Genomic DNA, 18,380 nt, shown 5'->3' with positions numbered 1-18,380 from the left:
AGCACTTATTTCAATAAAACTATAAAACTATAGTTGCCAAGCAGTTTTTGCTATGTATAATACGCACCACTTGAGACGGGAAAGAAAGTCTCAAACCAGAACAATCGCGGGATGGAGCAGTCTGGTAGCTCGTCGGGCTCATAACCCGAAGGTCGTAGGTTCAAATCCTGCTCCCGCAACCACACGATCCGACCTGTTGGAAACAACAGGTCGGTTTTTTTTTGGTACTAAGCCTCTATAGTCAACATACAAATCTACTCCCAACACACCATTTATCTCTCGTAAAACAATTTTTTCAATTAAACCTCTAAATGTTACAAGAGCGTCTTGCTTTAATTCTCTTGCACTTAATGATTTAATCATGTTTTTATATTTACTCGCTAAACCATCGTTATCAATTTTGTTTTTTTGGACTTCTTTTGTAATGATTTCTAATTCATTCAACTCAGCTTCGATTTTGCTCAATTCGTCTTTTGCTAGATTAAAAGGTAAACCCTCTTTGATTGATAAAATCAAGTTTTCCTGTTGTTTTTTTAACTCTTTTTTTCTATGAAGCCTATCGGTTTTATGTTTTTTTTGATTTTTATTTAGTGACTCTAATTCAGAGTTATACTCTTTAACAAATAAATCAATGAACTCGTCTGTTATTAGTTCTTCTTTGAAAAAATCTAACACTGTCTGTTCTAACTGGTCTCGCTTTATTGATATTCGACAATCACATGTCCCTTTATTTCTACTTGTGCTACAACCGTAACGAGAACTATTAATCATTGAGAAACCGCCGCCACAAGAATTACACTTAATTAAATCGCTTAAAAGGTAAGTAGCTCGCTTTTTTGGTTCTGCACCATTCAAGAGACTTAATGTTCTCAGTTTGTTCTTAGTTTTCTGCCAAACTTCATTATCGATGATTCTTAGATCAGGGACTTGAGCAATGACCCACTCATTTTCCGAATTTAATCTAGAATCCCTCTTTTTCGTTATTGGATTTCTTGTATATTTTAGTTTGTTCCAAACTAGTTTTCCGACGTAAAGTTCATTATTTATAAGTCCCGTACCACGCCTACGATTACCACTAATTGTACTTGCCGACCATTCGCCACCACTCGGGCTTTTTATGCCGTCTTTATTCAATTTCTTTGCTATTGTTTTGGCCGAATAGTTTAATTCTGTGTATTCATAAAAAATTCTTTCGACGATTTTAGCTTGTTCTTTATTTATTGCTCGATCACCTTTGGTTATTGTTCCATCTTCATTTATTGTATTAATTACATCATAACCATATGAATTACCTCCGCCAGATTTGCCTTTTAGCACCCGACCTGCTAGGCCTCTGCGTGTTTTGTTTGCTAGCTCTTTCAAGAACATTGCATTCATAGTACCCTTGAGCCCGATATGCATTTCGTTTATTAGTCCTTCATTTACACTAACGATTTTTACATTTTGATACTCAAAGTGTTTGAATAACGTTGGCATATCAGCTTGATCGCGGCTAAGTCGATCTATGGCTTCACAAATCACAACATCATATTTATGACAATTATCGAGAAGTGTCTGCACCGCAGGTCTATTCAAATCAGATCCTGAAAGTGCAGCGTCAGTCAATACATCTACTACCACATAACCATTTTTCTCAGCCAAATTCTGACAAATTCTGACTTGATCATCTATACTAGCGACATTTTGTTTGTCGCTGGAATACCTAGCATAAATGACCGCTCTCACTTTAAGTTCTCATTGGTTTTAAGATCATCATTAGCAACCTGTTGAGCTAAAGATCTTACAAACAAATTTAATTTAGCATTGTTTGTGTTGTTAATATGTCTGTTGACCGTTCTCTTAATATACATTTAAACATCCATTTTCTCCTACCCATTACCATATTATATCGTAGTTTTTTCAATAGTTTTAAATAGTCAATAATTAGTTCACAAGTAGGTTTTAGCACACTAAAGCCTATCTTCGATAAGCCGCGCTTCGCGGTGTGTTTTTATTAACATAAAAAAAAAAGCCAATATATTATGATATAATATATTGTAACAATATGAGAAAAGGAGCGAGCAGTGATTAACGTTGATGAAGAATACATAGCAGAATTGTTATTACCAAAAAACACGGTGAACATAGATGAAATTTACGGGAAGTTGCTGGGTGTTGTGTCTGATTTAAATGATAACCCTGAACAGTCTCTGTACAGCAAAAAACTAGAGTGTGCAGAACATCTAATACAAATTACCGTTTCAATGATCAGCAAAAAGTTTGACAACTTATGTGACGAGGAGCATCGACTTCTTAGATCGACAAGTTATTTATCTGAAACTTTGAATCTCATATTTGACGATGAAGATGTTATTTCATCGTTTAAATTTTCAGTAGCAAGAGTATTTAAAGGGCTTGATTATGTCTCAAATTAGCGGAATTAAAAGTCTGACTCAAAATCAGCAAAACCTTATTATGAGCGGCGCATTAAAACTATGTCAGTTATGCAAATACTCAATCTACATGGATGAAAGAGGTTTGAAAGGTAGTCTAATAACATCGTTTAAGATTTGCACTGTGACAAATGTCGCTAATGAACCAGTTGACTGCTCTGGGTTTTCAAGATGCCATAAAACAACTAATGAATTAGTAGACGAATATGAATAAATTTGTCGGTGTCAGTTCTTACTATTATAAAAAGGACGCTGCTCTTGCAGTATTAGATCATGCTCATAGCCTAAGGAATGGCTTTACAAAGTCAGTTAATGTTAAGACCGAATTTTCCAAAGACAATGCGGGTATTTATTACCACGGAGCTCAATCTTGCAGTGAAGCTTTACAGATACTTTGTGAAAAGCACAAAGTTTTGACCGGCAAGAAAGTAAGAAGCGACAATAATGTGCTCTTTGAACACGTTCTTTGGCTGAGCTTGGATCAGTATGAATATTTAGAGAAGCGCTACGGCAAAGACTCAACAAAAAAAGCAGTTTTAAAATGCGCACAAAAGTATTGTGAAAGCATCAAAAAGGAGTTTGGTTTCGAAATATGTGGGTTTGATTTGCATCTGGACGAAGGTTATTTTGGCGATAGCACAGGACTTGATGACTCGAAGTTCATAAGAAACCCTCACATTCACTGTCAATTTATGAATTATGATCTGACGAAGAAAATAAGCCCATTACGACATTTAATGAAGAAACAAAAAGTAGAGGGAAAAACTCCAAAATTAAATGCCCACTTCGTTAAAATTCAGGACATAAGTCACGAGTGCTTTCATCCACTGGGGTTTCAAAGGGGGGTTTCTAAAGATATAACTAGCCGAGAGCATTTACAAAAAGAGGACTTTGTTAAAAAACAACTGCAAAAAAGACTTTTAGAAACCCAAAAATTAAGACTCAGAAATGAAAGCCTTGAACAGAAGTTAAGCAATAAAAGCAAAGAGCTAGAGGATGCGAAAACAAAACTAAATGATGTTAAACATGAATATAATTGGTTAAATTCTCAAATTAACGAACTTGTAAAAATGCAAAAAAGACTCAAACATGCAGTTGAAAAACGCTGTGTTCTTGCAATAAGCGAACTTCGAAATAAACTCAATAAAAACATCTCAAAAAGTCTTAAAAGGAGCCGTTAAAATTAAACGTCTATACTTCAGCACAGTTTTATATGTCAACTACCACATGTAGGCTAAATAGTTAGTCAATTTATGGAATTAGGTACAATATGAGACAATCTGAATTAAGGTTAATATTGGACAATTTAAGGTCATCCTCTATTTTAATGTTAATGCTTTTGATTCATGCAGAAGATGAGAAAGATAGACAACTTATCCAAAATTTCTCAGATGAGCTTAATCAGTTATACTGCGTAATAGACGATACGCTCAGTATAATTTTGGCTTCACTCAAGTAAACGCTTTACGATAGCGCTAGTGCGGTCCCAGAAATCTATCACCGTTAAAGTGAATCATATGTGAAGGGGCATCTGATACCCAGACTTCCGTTTCCCAGCTGATTACCGATAGATATTTAGTCATTAATTGTCTAGAGGGAAAAGCAGTGACATAAACGAGTTCTGGGATAGAGCTTGCAAAAAGGGTTGCTAATTCTTGATGTCTTTTGCCGTCGACTGGACCGTGACTGGTAACTGACTCTACGAGTATCAACCAGTTTTTTTTAGCCCAGTATAAAACAACGTCAGGTAGTTTACCTTTTCTATCAACTTTCACTCCTAGTTCAGATAATCTATCCTTCTTGAAGAAATCTTCTTTTGCTCCAGTATCTCCAAGATAAATAACTTCAGAGCTTGGTACGAAACGCGGCCCAAACTCTGTAATAATATCACTTATCAACTGACTGTGAACTCCCGGGCTAAGTTTAATCTCGGTACCATCGTCTAGTATCAGAGGAATCATGTGCATATCCCGTTCTTTTGCATAGCTAGCAACAAGTGTTTCGCGTAAGCTCAACCAATTCTTTAACGACTTTTCCCATTGTTCGGTTCCAAACATTGACAAAACATCTAATAATTCTTTCGATATCTGATAGCACGCCTTTGGACTATTAACCGGACGAGCAGGCTTATCTGGGTTATATAATGCAAGACCCCCATCGACAAATTGGTGCAATGTCAGCCTGCGAAAGTTCTCTCTCGTATTTGCCGCATATTCCTTACCATAAATGTCTTTGCACCAATCCATGATAGGTGTTACACCTCTGAGAGGAGACTCTAAGGCTTGCCATGAGCCGTTTGGATGTAAGTTTACTAAAGATAAAAATGTGAGAGCAGAACGCTCGTTAAGCTGTTGCTTAGGCATTCCTAATGATTTAAGAATCGATAACGCTTCATCTATTTTGTTTTGGCTAGTCATTGGATTATTATCATTCGGTCCGTTCATGTTTGCTAATTCCCTTTCAATCAGAATATCAATTTGTTTTTGTGTTAGTTCAGTACCCATGGCATTAGCACCTATATTCTCGAGTTGCTTTTTAGATGGGTATTTAATTGCCCTGAGATCAGTCGCATTAACCTGAGTATGACCTCCAAACAACCTATAATATTTATCCAATAGACTGCTATTCAAATAAACATAAAGTCCAATGGCCGTTGTTTTATCCATTCCCTTTTTATCTGCATGAAACACATTTAATTTGTTTTCAAAACCGATGAGTTTTTCAGGTAAACTGTTGTCAAAAAGTGTTCCCACAATTCTTCGCTTTTCTTCTTTCGAACTAAATCTCTTTACTAAAAGATAATAGCCCGAACTCTGCCATAAATTTTTTTCAGTCTTTTTAGAGACCATGATTGCGTTAGGCTTACTTACGATCGGCCATTTTAAAGGCATAGCTAGGTGCTGTGGATATAACAGTGGAACCGCCCCAGACACAAGTTCCTGTCTCAGTTCATCCTTTGCTCTAAAACTGACTACCGGTCCAGTTGAAACCTCTATGTTCAATTCAGCTAAAGATGTTGTAAATACCGCCAGTTTATTAATTATTATTTGGTCTCTATTGTTTGCAGCTATGTGGATGAATTTATTTTCATCATTAGCGTACACTATTGACGAGAACTCGACGGTTCTAGTGGTCATATCTGTTGCCGTGATAGTGTTTGTGCATTTGTCCAGATGAAAGTCGGCTGTAGGACTTGAAGTTATTTTTACAGAGCCTTGATTAGCACCTTTTATGAGATGAATAATAATATTTTCTTGAAGCACTTCATCGTTAGAAAAGGCACTGTTTCGACTATCAAAAATGTGAATATGTTGTAGCGCCGAACTGCTTAATATCGAGCTGCGGAAATGTTTGTAATATGGCCCATTGCAAAAAGAACGCGGAATAATAGCAACTAATTCTCCACCATCTACCAATTGCCTCAGTGCAAGTGAAACAAACCCAGAATAGAGGTTCACTGTCTCGATATCTACAGTTCGCAATGCTTTCCTGTGTGCGCCCGCAGAATTAATTTTTTTATATGGCGGATTCATAATGCAGTGAGTGTACTGTTTGTTGTTACTTAAGTTTGTTGGGTCTGTTGAATGAAGAATGTAGTCGGTGTTTAGGTATGTAGTGTTGATCGCAATACCTGATTGTCTGCCATAGCTCTTGCAAACATTCAAACTTCTCTCTATGAAATTATTCATTCCCAATTCGATGTCAAAAGCATGCACGTGCAAAGAACTAGATTCGCCCCTTGCAACAGTCTCATCGACAAAAGCAGCTGCTAGTGAACATGGTCCGCAGCCTGGGTCGAGTAATTCCACACTGCCTTTTATATTGCTAAATAAAGAAGACATATATTGAGCAATTGAATATTGAGTAAAAAATTGACCGAGCGCTCCTTTCTTTGCAGGATCTATTTTTTTTGACGCTTCTATCCTAATTATATCTACCTGGTCCAATGCTGACAATTTTTACTACTCTTGATTGCGTTATTCTCATGTTACAGGAAGGATATCAAATAGTACCAATTGGCTCTAACAGTTTTTACCGTACTTCGCTTTCTAAGCAAAAATGTCTAGTAAAATCTGGGAAGTCCATAAAGTGACTCATAAGTAAGGTGTAATCAACTTTGTTCCTGATAACGAAAACTCAACATCTTACTAAAAAAGTAACAGCAGCAAGGGCTCGGTTGAGTTTTTGTGTTCTGGATTTGTTATATTCTCCATATCTCTGAATAAGCAACTTGTGCCATTTCTTCAGCGTTTCTGTAAACGTGATCAGGGGTCCATTCGTTTGTGTTTAAAATAAACTCCGGCAACGAACAACCCGTATCATTAAGGATGTATTTCTTTTCTAAAAAGCCTTTAATATCTAGCTCGCCATTAACTTTTTGGTCAAGGAATATTAAATTTCCCAAGCAACCAATAGATGACTCTGTCCAACCATCGTGACCAATATTTTTTTGAGGAGACAAATGCTCGATTGTCAATTCATCAAAATCAACAGGAAATTTATATCCATAATGCAACGAAAATTTTTCAAGAATATAACGAACTAGATTCTTTTGTTTCGAATTTGAGTTTGTATATATAACCTCTTTAAAAGCTACGTTAAATTCTTCCAATGAAGGTCGTTTATCTCTCAGTTTTGTCACAAACTCTTGAATTAAGTTTGACGCTTCTTGAGAATCTTTTGATTCAAACAACCTAATTGCAAACGAAGAATACATTGCTGATATGCCACCGGAGGATCTTGAAGAAGTAATTGCTGTAAATATAAAGTGAAACTTCTCTATAGCACTCAGAGAGTCACGAAGCTTTTTATACTTAATTTTATCTTCCCTATAAGCTCGCACTAGCGACATGGTTGCCGGAGTAGGTTGAGACAACTTAAACATTTGTAACGCATATAATGAATCAGAAACCTCTGATTCATTCTTCGACCATTCATAAGTAGGCTCATGTATTGAACGATATATTTTTGAATCCGATACCAACGAATTCAAATACTCTTTAGCTGTTGCCTTTATAATTTCTTTCTTTATTTTAGGAAATAATTTCTTTAACGGAACGGCTTCATACCTAGAAGACCAAAAATGATAGATGAAATTATCAGACGCTATATCACTTGATGAGTTATGTATGGTATCTAGCATCGACTCCCACTTTAATCTCGCATGATCCACCGCACCTCTGGCCTTTAGATGCTTTGAAAAATGATTTTTTACAAGGTCGGTTAACGCAAGGTCTTTTCCTCTAGTATTAAGAGTTTCAAAAATAAGATACGCATCATCTTCATTATCGAGAGTAATAAAAATTAGACTTAAGTTAAGAACCGCATCCCTTAAATTTACTAATTTATCTATCTTTACTTGATTTTTATTTTCTTCGGGTATTGACGCATCATTATCGATTGCGCTGATAACTGACCCGACGAGTTTGTTAAAGCGAATATGAGCATTACTAAGGTTTTTCTCTTCAATTTGAATATCTACGTCTAACTCAGGATCATCATCAAATTTCTGAATGTGTTCCTGAAAATATGGAAAAGATGTTTCTGTTTTTAAGACGTACTCGTTTCTATTACTTCTATCTTTGCGCTCGACTAACTGATGAATCCCTTCCGCTAAGTCATTCGAACCTACTTTCAAAAAGCAGTCTCGAATAACACAAAGAAGAATTGTTATCGTTGTAAGTCGTTGTTGACCATCAACAACTCCAAACTGCTGCTTCTCTTTTTTGAAAACAACCATGGAACCAATAAAGTAGTCTTCAGACTGATTAACTACTACATCATTCCAGAAATCATTCAGATTCTCGTCATCCCAAGAATATGGCCTTTGAAACCTTGGGATGTGAAAATATGATCCAACAAGTAAGCTTTCGATATCAGTATCTTTAGATTCTATTTTCATCTTTTATTTCCATATATTAAACGATCTCTGAATTTCTCAGGATGCGGCAACTTATTATGAAAGCCGCATTGTGATATTCCCCTAAGTCTGGAGTCATCTTCACTTTGATAGTAACAATTTTCAGTTTATGAATACAATCTAACTTGGAATTTTAATTAATCTCAAATTATCAAAAGATTGACTGAAATAAGAATCGTATTTAATCAACTCGTTTGCTAAGAATTTACGATTTATTGCACAAATATATTTACTTCCAATTCGGTGTTTTGGGACAGTTCTCTCGTTGCAGCTCAATAGCTGCGCATTTTATCCGTGACTAATGTGCACTTGGAGCAGCTTATTCCCCTTTTCGGATAAGTTTATTCAATAGTCAGGTTAATATCGTGCGAACACGTGATAGGTCAACTTTGCTTCTGCTCGATATCGCTTATCATTTTCACTTTGATGTACCGTTAGCAATTCCCCCCTAAATAGCTTGCTTTAAGTGTGGCGAAAATGGATGCAATTAACGCTCATAAAGCTAATTAAAATGTCAAGAATATGTCGTTTAACTGAAAAAGCGTGAAGAAACAATAAAAGCTTGGTTATATAGCCAATAAAATCAGCTTTTCCGATTAGTTATATCCATAGTACAAAATATTATATGTATATTAAGTTACTGAGTCTGAGAGGTTATATTTTTAAAAGTAGTAATTGCTTTGTTATATTGCTTAAGAAACTTATTAGTCGGTGGTCAAATGCTTGTTGTCAATTTTTTGTCGGTAAGTTATTGAAAATTAGATGATATAATGTTTATAGCAATGACAATGATGTCGTTACATAATCTAAAAAGGAATTTAAAAATGAGAGAATTTTTTTCAGTAAAGACGGAAACTCTTACAAAAGATACAAGTGGTGCTGTTGTTGAAAAACAAACAAGTGAACATCATGAAGAACGCCACACAAGCAGAAAAAGAGCACCCGCGTTTATCTGGCTCCCAATTGAAAATACACCACTTTTTAAACTTAGTAAATCTCAGCTAACAACGTTCTTGTGTATTGCTACCGAGATGAATTTCGATAACGAAATTGATTTATCACCCGCGATTAGGCAAAAACTTAGTTCTTTACTGAAAATTACACGCACTTCTTTTAGCAACAATTTGGCAGAACTCAAAAAACTTGGTTGTATCAAAAATAAAGGTTCAAGCCTATTTATGGTATCACCACATTTTGTGGGCAAAGGTGAAACTAAGTATCACATCATTAAACAAGTGGATTACGATGCTTTAAAAAATTCATAGACGAACCACTTGTTGTGACACGAATAAAACATAACAGAAGGTAAATTTAAGAAACATTGTGTAAATATGCTTTAAATACAGATAGTTACATAAAAACTGAAGACTCTTTATTTATGAGGCTCAGCCATGAATTTAACTGTAAGTAACCATGAAATACATGATGTGTATCAATATTTTATACAAGTAGACGATTAAAATAATGTTAAAAAGGCTGTTGGCATTCTGGGGTTGGAATTAACATTTGAGAGTTGCTTAGTCACACTTCCGTTTTGTGCAGTGGATGGTAGGTTTATGATACCAACCAGAAAAGACACTTTCGAACCTCAGAATGCAAATGGCCGTTAAAAACGACTAATTGGACTATCCGCGGCGTCGGATATTTCTGAATGGATTAGGTAGGATCTTATTTAATCCTGCTCCCGCAACCACTTTAAAAAACCAACACTTTGTGTTGGTTTTTTTTTGCTTGAAATTCATCGGTGGAAACCACCATTTCCCGTAATCAATAGAAAACGGTTGCCCTAATCAATCTAAACGGTGGGATAGCGCACTGACAAGCTGCAATAAATTGCGTAACATTCCATTGAAGATAGCGAACACCAAGTCGAAAAATTTAAAAATTTATCTTATCGATAAGGAGAAGCGCATGAAAAACAACGAAGCCACTCCTGCGGGTTCTACACGTTCGTCGACCGATACGTTTCCATTAGCCCTAGCGACCAACATTACGGAAATCTGGGCTTATATTGGCATCGCATCACCGTTAACAAACAGGGTTGGCGTATGCCCTGTTTACTCTCTTAAGGATGAATAGCAATTAGTAATACTCTTGAATTATCCCCGATTAAAGTAGCACTTGTTGCCGAAGGTGGTGGTCAACGAGGAATATTTACTGCTGGAGTATTAGATGCTTGGTTAGAGCATGACTTTGATCCCTTTGATTTGCTAATAGGCACATCGGCTGGTTCACAAAATCTAACGAGTTTTTTATCTCGACAGAAAGGTTACGCCCAGCGGCTAATAAGAGGCTTGTCAGGTCAAAAGCGCTTTTATCAGTTGCGCCGTGGATTAGTTGGAGGAAATGCTGTCGATCTAGATTGGTATTTTGATAAAACCATTCGTGGCAAATTTGCCTTAGACTTTGAGACGGCAAAAAAATCACTGGGGGAACGCGAGTTGTTGATCACCACAACCAATTCTGGCGATAGAGAAAGCTACTTTTTAAGCCCCAATGGCAATACTAAATACTGGCGCCAATTACTAAAAGCCTCAAGTGCATTACCTTTTTTATATCGACGAGGCGTTAAGCTCGCCCCTCGTTTCACCGCTAACTCAGTCACTCTAGCGGAGCCAAGAGCTGATTACCCAAAAGACGATTATTATCTCGACGGCGGGCTATCGGCCCCCTTACCTGTGCGAGAAGCATATCGGCGAGGTGCTAGAAAAATAATTGTTGTTCGCACTGTAAATGCTAACTTTAACGGTCAATCGGATTGGGTGCATAAATTACAGGCATGGATATGCAAATCAGGTTATTGCCCAAAGACCATTGACTACTTATCTCAGCATGAACAGGCTTATCAGCAAGAACTTGCCTTTATCGCAGACCCACCTGACGATGTCGAGCTTGTTCAAATCTTTGCAAAGAAGCCTCTTCATAGCAAACTCTTAGGAAGTAGCGATAAAGATTTACAACATGATTACAATGCCGGTATTACTGCAGGAAATGCTTTTTTACAAACTCATCAAACAAGGCATAAGAAGCCGCCATTTTGTCTGATTTAAAACTGACCACACGCCTAGTTTTTAAAAGCCGTCGGTTAAATTTGCATGCATGTGCATTCTCAAACTTATATTTCATTTCTCAATCAATAAGGTAAGAAAAGTACCCACTAAAGCAGGCTTATCCCGGTCTTTTATATTCACCTGTGCAGTAACTTTAAATAATCTTCCTGTTGGCTTTTCCTCAATATCAGTGACCTTAAACTGATATCGTATCTCATCATCAACTCTGACAGGTTCAAGAAATCGCAGGCTATCGATACCGTAGTTAAGCATGGTATTGCGCGCTGGGTCGACGGTGATCACCTGTTCAAACATCATGGGCATTAAGGATGCTGATAAAAATCCATGTGCAATAGGAGTGCCGAATGGACTTTCTTTAGCGCAGCGCTCTTTGTCGATATGGATCCATTGGTGATCCCCAGTAGCTACAGCAAACTCATTGATTTTCTGTTGGCTAATTTTAAACCAAGCGGTTTCAGGTAAGTTGTCACCGACGTTTAATTTCGAAAATTCCATCATAATCCTATTTTTATTACTAATTTGTATTGAATTCGATTTATACTATCAATTATATTAATGTATAGAATGACATTAATGATAGATTTAAGGCATTTTGTCGAATAATAAATAACAATGCCGCATTATAGGAAATAATTATAAGATGAATTTGAATCGTATCGATCTCAATCTTTTTGCTGTATTTGATGCTATTTACACAGCAGGCAGCTTAACGAAAGCAGCAGATGTGCTGTGTATTACTCAGCCAGCAGTGAGTAATTCACTTGCCCGTCTTCGCGAGATGTTAAGCGATCCCTTATTTGTCCGCACGGGCCACAGCATGACACCGACGCCTGTTGCGCAGAATATTATTGGGCCGGCTCGTGATGCGCTCAGCTTGTTGCGCAAGAGCGTGCAAGACTCGCATGTTTTTGAGCCCTCGACAGCGCATAAAGCGTTTAATTTTGCGAGTCGTGATTTATTAGAAGTGAGTATTATGCCAAGACTGATGGCGCTTCTACAAAATCGTGCACCGAATATTACGCTGACCAACTATGAGATAGCGAGAACTAACGTTGTCTCTGCGATGGCGAGTGGCAGTTTAGATTTCTTTGCTGATGCCTCAACCTACACTGACCCTCATTTATTAAAACAGAAAATTGCCTCGGACCGCTATGTCGTTCTAGCGCGCAAAAATCATCCCTTGCTTAAGAATGGCTTAAATTTAGATACTTTCTTAGAATTGGGCCATATCAATGTTTCTCATCGCAAGAAGGGCGTTGGCCCCATTGATATTGAGTTAGATAAACTAGGAAAAAAACGAAAAGAAGTTATGCGGGGTCAACATTTCTTAACCGTGCCAAGTGCAATCGTTAAAACAGACTTAATTGCTTGCCTACCTTATCACTTAGCCAAGCATTATGATCTGGCAATTTACGAAATGCCTTTCGAAATGCCGCATGTAGAGTATTACTTATACTGGCATGTTAGCGCAGACCATGACCACGCACACATTTGGATGCGAGAACAAATTTTAGAAGTATCTAAAACTTATAACCACTAGCACTATTAACAACTTGAAAAAAACGAGCTTATTTAGCTCGTTTTTTTTGATATTTATTATTAATCTTTTTCGTCATTATTTGGCAGTAGATTAATTAAAAACTCATTTAAAATACTCATAATATATTCTGGCTGCTCGTGATGTACCCAATGACTCGCACCTGGCACTTTACAAATACGCAAATTCGGCACCCATTCATCAAGACCATTCAGATTATCAATCACAAATGCTGAATCGTTCTCACCCCATATAACGAGTGTTGGCAGGTTAATCCGGATATTAGGAATTTTCAAAGGTGCTTGCTGACTAACGTAACCTTTGGTTTTAATTTGCGGCATTTTGCGGTAATAGCTAAGCATATTTGTAAGCGTTTTTGAGTCGTCCCACTGTCTTTTATATTCACTCAATTGTTGTGATGTAAATAGGCTTTTCTTGTGTTGTCTAACTTGAGCTTGCAGCGCAATTGAATCGCCAGAAGAAGTTACGCTGCCGGTCGCCTCAATATTGCTTTCAGAATTAAAAAATTGGTGACCTAATAGCTTTCTAAACAACACATAATCATTAGACTGCATTTGAGTCACAGCATCGTCTTGCATAAAGTCTGCAATGTATTCACTCTTCTCCTGCTGAACAAGGTTGTCTCTCATTTCTCGAGTAAAAGCACTAGGATGAGCGGCGTTTATTATTGTGAGGCTGTGGAACAAAGGTTCATGAAAAGCGGCAAGGGGCCAGGCAATCGCGCCACCCCAATCGTGAGCAATGAGATGCACTTTGCGTTGCGAGGACTCGTTAAGGATACGCTCTACAAATTCAGCCATAACGCCAATGAGATTTTCAATATTATATTCATCGCTGCTTTTAAAGCCACTAGACAAGCGATAACCAGGCAAGTCAGGTGCAATAACACAATACTCAGCGGACATCTCGAGCAAATACGTTTCCCATGCCCAACTGCATTCTGGAAAACCATGGAAAAACAGCATAATCGGCTTAACGTTGAGGTCTTCAATATTGGCACTGAGATATTGGATTGTTGTCGTTGACAATACAACTTTATATTCGCTGATCATTCAGACACCTTTTATCGAAGAGAAATCAAACCTAGTTGGGACTACTATACTAACAAGGCTTTATAAAATTTAAATAGCGTATATAGCGCTTCGGTAATCGAATAGCATCATTCGCATCCGCCTCAGCGCAATTACAAATAAAAAACGCTCATAAAAAAAGGCGAAAACGTTAAAGAATTCGCCTTTTTGCTGTTTTTACACTACGGCGTATTAACCTTGATAGAAGTGCTCGGCGTCCATCTGCATGAGGTTTTCTGAACCAGAGTTAATCGCAGACACCAATGATCTAGTGCGCGTTAACATTCTATCGAAATAGAACTTAGCGGTTTGTAATTTAGCATTATAGAAATCAACTTCAGACGTACCTTCGTCGATTTTCTGTTGAGCAACAACCGCCATTTTCAGCCAGAAATAACCGACAGTCACGTAGCCAGAGTACATGAGGTAGTCGACAGAAGCTGCACCTAACTCGTCAGGATTGTTCGCTGCTGAAAGACCAATGTCATTTGTCATTTGTAACCATTCATCAACGTGAGACTCGATCGCATTAGACCAATGATTAAACTGCTGCTTATCACGGATTGTCGCGCAGTAAGCTTTAATTTCGCTAGTAAAGACCTTTAAAAGCTCTCCTTTCGAACCCATTATCTTGCGCGCTAGTAAATCGATGGCTTGAATACCCGTTGTGCCCTCATACATTGTGCAAATACGAGTATCGCGAGCCAACTGCTCCATGCCCCACTCTTTTATGTATCCGTGTCCACCGTAAACCTGCATACCGTAGCTCGTTGTCTCTTGCGCTGTTTCAGTTAAAAACGCTTTAACAATAGGTGTAAGCAGTGCGAGTTTGGCTTCAGCAATTTTCTTCGCTTCTGGCGATTGGTCATACTGCGTAATATCAACCAGCTGCATGCAGTAAATAGCAAGTGCTCGGTTACCTTCGCGCAATGCTTTTTGAGTTAACAACATGCGACGAACGTCAGGATGCACAATGATTGGGTCAGCTGGACCATCAGGGTTTTTGACACCTGTCATTGAACGAAATTGTGTTCTATCTTGTGCGTAAGCTAATGCACCTTGAAATGCAGCTTCAGTTGCAGATAAGCCCTCAACACCCGTACCTATTCTTGCCATGTTCATGAAAACAAACATGCAGTTAAGACCACGGTTAGGCTCACCAATTAAAATAGCGTTCGCAGCGTCAAAGTTTATAACGCAAGTTGCGCTCCCTTTAATACCCATTTTGTGTTCTATTGAACCGCATTTTACTGCGTTGCGATCGGTAATATTTCCGTCTGCATCTACATTAAACTTGGGAACGATAAATAATGAAATCCCTCTTGTTCCGGCCGGTGCATCGGGCAATCTCGCTAATACAATATGCACAATGTTATCCGACATATCGTGTTCACCAGCAGAGATGAAGATTTTGGTTCCGGTTAGCTTGTAAGTTCCGTCTTCTGCCGGCTCAGCTTTACATTTAAGCATGCCCAAATCAGAACCACAGTGTGATTCAGTTAGGCACATGGTGCCTGTCCAGCTACCTTCAACTAACTTTTCAAGATAGATTTTCTTCTGCTCTGGGGTACCGTGGGCTTTGAGTGTTTCCATACAACCTTGACTCAAACCAGGGTACATTGCCCAACTATGGTTTGCGCCAGAAAACCATTCTGCCATTGAAGTAGCGAGTGAATATGGAAGGCCTTGACCGCCAAACTCAACAGGATGCGACATTGATGGCCAACCGCCCTCGACATATTGCTTATAAGCTTCTTTGAAGCCCGTTGGTGTTGTTACAACGCCATCATTGAATTGACAGCCTTCTTCATCACCAGTGGCATTAATTGGTGCTAACACGTTTTCAGCAAATTTCGCTGCTTCCGAATAGATAGCTTTCACTAAATCATCAGTAGCATCCTCGAAACCCAAACGTTGATAATGCTCTTCAAAACCAAGCAATTCATTGGTTACGAACAAGGTGTCTCTTTGTGGTGCTTTAAAATTCTGCATACTTTCCTCTTTCAACTTCCCAATAGCTGTTTTTGTCAGCTATTCTACATATTTATATTGTTTACTTTAGTGAACCGAAGGTCTTGCCAGCATCTGCGAGGTCATTCAATAACGATGAAGGCGTAAACCAATGTTGTCCGTATTCACCAAGTGTCTCTTTATAATGATTTAGGCGGTCGCGAACTTCAGCCAATCCAATCTCGTCTGCATATTGCATAGGGCCACCTCTAAATACTGGAAAGCCATAACCGTATACATAGATAACATCGATGTCGCTCGACTTAGATGCAATTCCTTCTTTCAGAATGTCTGCACCTTCGTTAATTAATGGATAAATACAGCGTTCCAAAATTTCCTGATCCGAAATTTCACGCTGTTGAATGCCTAGTCGTTTAGCTTCTTGCTTCGCAATTTCTATTACTTCTGGATCAGGGATAGGTTGACGGCTGCCTTGCTCATACAAATAAGCACCCTTACCCACTTTCAATCCAACTCTACCTTGGGCAACTAATTTATCAGCAACGATGCAGTAGCTTGGATCGTGTTTGATGAACTCTCTGCGCGACTCACGGACAAAGTAACCAATGTCTAAACCAGCCATATCACCCATAGTGAACGGACCCATTGGCAGCCCAAATTTACCTATCACTTTATCAACTTGTTCGGGCGTCGCACCTTCAAGCATTAAGCGATTCGCTTCTCTACCGTAAGGTTCAATCATTCTATTGCCAACAAAGCCGAAACATACGCCCACAAGAACACCAACCTTACGGATGGTTTTAGCAAGCTTCATTGCGGTTTTAATAACATCGTCAGCGGTTTTTTCACCACGTACTATTTCGAGTAACTTCATCACGTTGGCTGGCGAAAAGAAATGCAAACCAATGACATCTTGCGGACGAGAGACAGAAGCAGCAATTTCATTCAAATCTAGCGTAGACGTATTTGACGCTAATATTGCTCCCGGCTTGCAAACTTTGTCCAACATTCCAAACACTTCTTTTTTCACCGACATCTTTTCAAATACAGCTTCGATGACTAAATCAACGTTCGACAAGTCTTCGTAACTGGTTGTTCCGGTCAGCAAGGACATTCTTTGCTCAACTTGCTCTGTCGTTAATTTACCTTTTTTCGCTGAATTCTCATAGTTGCGACGAATTAATGCTAGGCCTTTGTCTAATGCATCTTGCTTTAATTCAAGCATGACAACAGGAATACCCGCGTTTGCAAAGTTCATTGCAATACCGCCGCCCATTGTGCCAGCACCAATGACTGCGACTTGTTTTATATCTCGGGCGACAACGTCTTTTGCAATACCTTGAACATGCGATGCCGCTCTCTCAGCGAAAAAGAAATGCTGCTGTGCTCTCGCTTGCGATGTTTTCATGCATTCCATGAATAGTTCAGATTCACGAGCTAAACCGTCTTTAAAGTCATGTGTAAACGCAGCCTTGACGGCTAGCACGCAGTGACCTGGCGCAAAGTAACCTTTTGTTTTTGCCGCAACGCCTTGCGCATATTGCTCGAACAATGCTTCAATATCACTTGTCATTGATAGCTCAATGTCACACACCTTTTTGACTGGCATCTGCTGTTCAACAACGTCAGTAGCAAAGGCCATTGCTGCAGCCTGCAGCTCATCAGCAGAATCTACTATCAGGTCAAATACACCGCTAAGGGTCGTAACTGGGGTTGGAGCACCGCTAACAATCATATCCAATGCTGTTTTAGGATCCGTTAATCTAGGTAGCCTTTGTGTTCCGCCAGCGCCAGGTAAAATACCTAAATGGACTTCAGGCAGACCTACTTTATTTTTTGCATGCGTAATGCGGTAATGGCACGCTAATGCTAGCTCAAGCCCACCGCCAAAAGCGTTACCACCAACAATAGCAATCACAGGCTTTGTAGATTGTTCTATCACGTCGAGAACTTCGGGCAGCATAGGAGACAAATCACCACCGCTGAATTCTGAAATGTCTGCACCGGCACTAAACAAAGGTAAATGCGAATACAGCACAATTGCTTTTACTTTGTCGTCACTCAATGCTTTCTTCACACTGTCAATAATGCCAATTCGAAGCGCCTTTGATAGTGCGTTTACAGGAGCGCCGTTTAGGCCCACGAGGGCGAGATGCTGTTCTTGATTATAGGTTACTGGAGTTGATTGCTTAGACATAACTTTTCCCAAATTAATCACATAATCTAAGACTATGGCAAATGACGCTATCAGCCCACTTTATTGATTTTATACAGCAAAATAAGTTTGGCTGATTGCGTTCTTTAAAAGCGCTCTAATTAAGAGGATGTTGTTCGTTGAAATTGACGGTTGACTTCGTT

General features: G+C 38.6%; 13 protein-coding genes and 1 tRNA gene. 7 read left to right on the top strand and 7 right to left on the bottom strand.

The genetic code is table 11. The features are described from left to right. The first annotated feature begins 105 nt into the window (after nt 1-105). A tRNA-Met gene (locus GNIT_RS07485) sits at nt 106-182 on the top strand. On the opposite strand, the gene GNIT_RS18530 is transcribed toward GNIT_RS07485, so the two are convergent. Further along, the gene (locus GNIT_RS18530; RefSeq protein WP_014108567.1) at nt 139-1,725 is read right to left on the bottom strand and encodes a recombinase family protein; all 1,587 of its coding nucleotides are present in this window, start codon (nt 1,723-1,725) and stop codon (nt 139-141) included. The two genes, GNIT_RS07485 and GNIT_RS18530, sit on opposite strands and share 44 nt — an antisense overlap. A 338-nt stretch (nt 1,726-2,063) precedes the next feature. On the opposite strand from GNIT_RS18530, the gene GNIT_RS07480 reads away from it, so the two are divergent. Both GNIT_RS07480 and GNIT_RS07470 read left to right on the top strand, forming a co-directional pair. Beyond that, a complete protein-coding gene (locus GNIT_RS07480) occupies nt 2,064-2,414 on the top strand; it encodes a hypothetical protein (RefSeq protein ID WP_014108565.1) in 351 nt (116 codons plus the stop codon). A 224-nt stretch (nt 2,415-2,638) separates the two neighbouring features. Then, nucleotides 2,639-3,613, top strand: a complete 975-nt coding sequence (locus GNIT_RS07470) for a plasmid recombination protein (RefSeq protein ID WP_014108564.1) — start codon at nt 2,639-2,641, stop codon at nt 3,611-3,613. A gap of 294 nt (nt 3,614-3,907) precedes the next feature. Here the strand turns inward: GNIT_RS07470 and GNIT_RS07465 are convergent, their stop codons facing one another. Together GNIT_RS07465 and GNIT_RS07460 are read right to left on the bottom strand one after the other, a co-directional pair. Continuing rightward, entirely contained in the window at nt 3,908-6,241 is a 2,334-nt protein-coding gene (locus GNIT_RS07465) for a BsuBI/PstI family type II restriction endonuclease (protein ID WP_202945470.1), read from the bottom strand. 392 nt (nt 6,242-6,633) lie between these two features. Then, a complete protein-coding gene (locus GNIT_RS07460) occupies nt 6,634-8,334 on the bottom strand; it encodes a DUF262 domain-containing protein (protein ID WP_014108561.1) in 1,701 nt (566 codons plus the stop codon). A 788-nt stretch (nt 8,335-9,122) separates the two neighbouring features. Here GNIT_RS07460 and GNIT_RS07455 point away from each other — a divergent pair. From GNIT_RS07455 to GNIT_RS07450, 3 genes are all read left to right on the top strand, one after another. After that, entirely contained in the window at nt 9,123-9,617 is a 495-nt protein-coding gene (locus GNIT_RS07455; protein WP_148261698.1) for a hypothetical protein, read from the top strand. Nucleotides 9,618-10,263: 646 nt separating this feature from the next. Next, nucleotides 10,264-10,431 carry a hypothetical protein gene (locus GNIT_RS17990; protein WP_014108559.1) on the top strand — a complete coding sequence of 56 codons (168 nt, stop codon included), beginning with the start codon at nt 10,264-10,266 and terminating at the stop codon, nt 10,429-10,431. Then, on the top strand, nt 10,428-11,402 hold the full coding sequence (locus tag GNIT_RS07450) for a patatin-like phospholipase family protein (RefSeq protein WP_083822426.1): 975 nt from the start codon (nt 10,428-10,430) through the stop codon (nt 11,400-11,402). The genes GNIT_RS17990 and GNIT_RS07450 overlap by 4 nt, the downstream gene beginning before the upstream one ends. Nucleotides 11,403-11,474: 72 nt before the next feature. Here GNIT_RS07450 and GNIT_RS07445 read toward each other — a convergent pair whose 3' ends face one another. Beyond that, a complete protein-coding gene (locus GNIT_RS07445; RefSeq protein WP_014108557.1) occupies nt 11,475-11,918 on the bottom strand; it encodes a MaoC family dehydratase in 444 nt (147 codons plus the stop codon). Between the two features lie 145 nt (nt 11,919-12,063). Here GNIT_RS07445 and GNIT_RS07440 point away from each other — a divergent pair, with 145 nt between their 5' ends. Then, the gene (locus GNIT_RS07440; protein WP_014108556.1) at nt 12,064-12,963 is read left to right on the top strand and encodes a LysR family transcriptional regulator; all 900 of its coding nucleotides are present in this window, start codon (nt 12,064-12,066) and stop codon (nt 12,961-12,963) included. Between the two features lie 59 nt (nt 12,964-13,022). On the opposite strand, the gene GNIT_RS07435 is transcribed toward GNIT_RS07440, so the two are convergent. From GNIT_RS07435 to GNIT_RS07425, 3 genes are all read right to left on the bottom strand, one after another. Next, nucleotides 13,023-14,033: an alpha/beta fold hydrolase gene (locus tag GNIT_RS07435; protein ID WP_014108555.1), complete on the bottom strand. Its 1,011-nt coding sequence runs from the start codon at nt 14,031-14,033 to the stop codon at nt 13,023-13,025. 210 nt (nt 14,034-14,243) lie between these two features. Beyond that, nucleotides 14,244-16,043, bottom strand: a complete 1,800-nt coding sequence (locus GNIT_RS07430; RefSeq protein ID WP_014108554.1) for an acyl-CoA dehydrogenase C-terminal domain-containing protein — start codon at nt 16,041-16,043, stop codon at nt 14,244-14,246. Between the two features lie 61 nt (nt 16,044-16,104). After that, a complete protein-coding gene (locus tag GNIT_RS07425; RefSeq protein WP_014108553.1) occupies nt 16,105-18,219 on the bottom strand; it encodes a 3-hydroxyacyl-CoA dehydrogenase NAD-binding domain-containing protein in 2,115 nt (704 codons plus the stop codon). Nucleotides 18,220-18,380 lie beyond the last annotated feature (161 nt).

Source organism: Glaciecola nitratireducens FR1064, from assembly GCF_000226565.1.
Taxonomy (GTDB): Bacteria; Pseudomonadota; Gammaproteobacteria; order Enterobacterales; family Alteromonadaceae; genus Glaciecola; species Glaciecola nitratireducens.
Note: the sequence above shows the minus strand (reverse complement) of the source record. Positions and strands in the feature narration are given on the sequence as shown.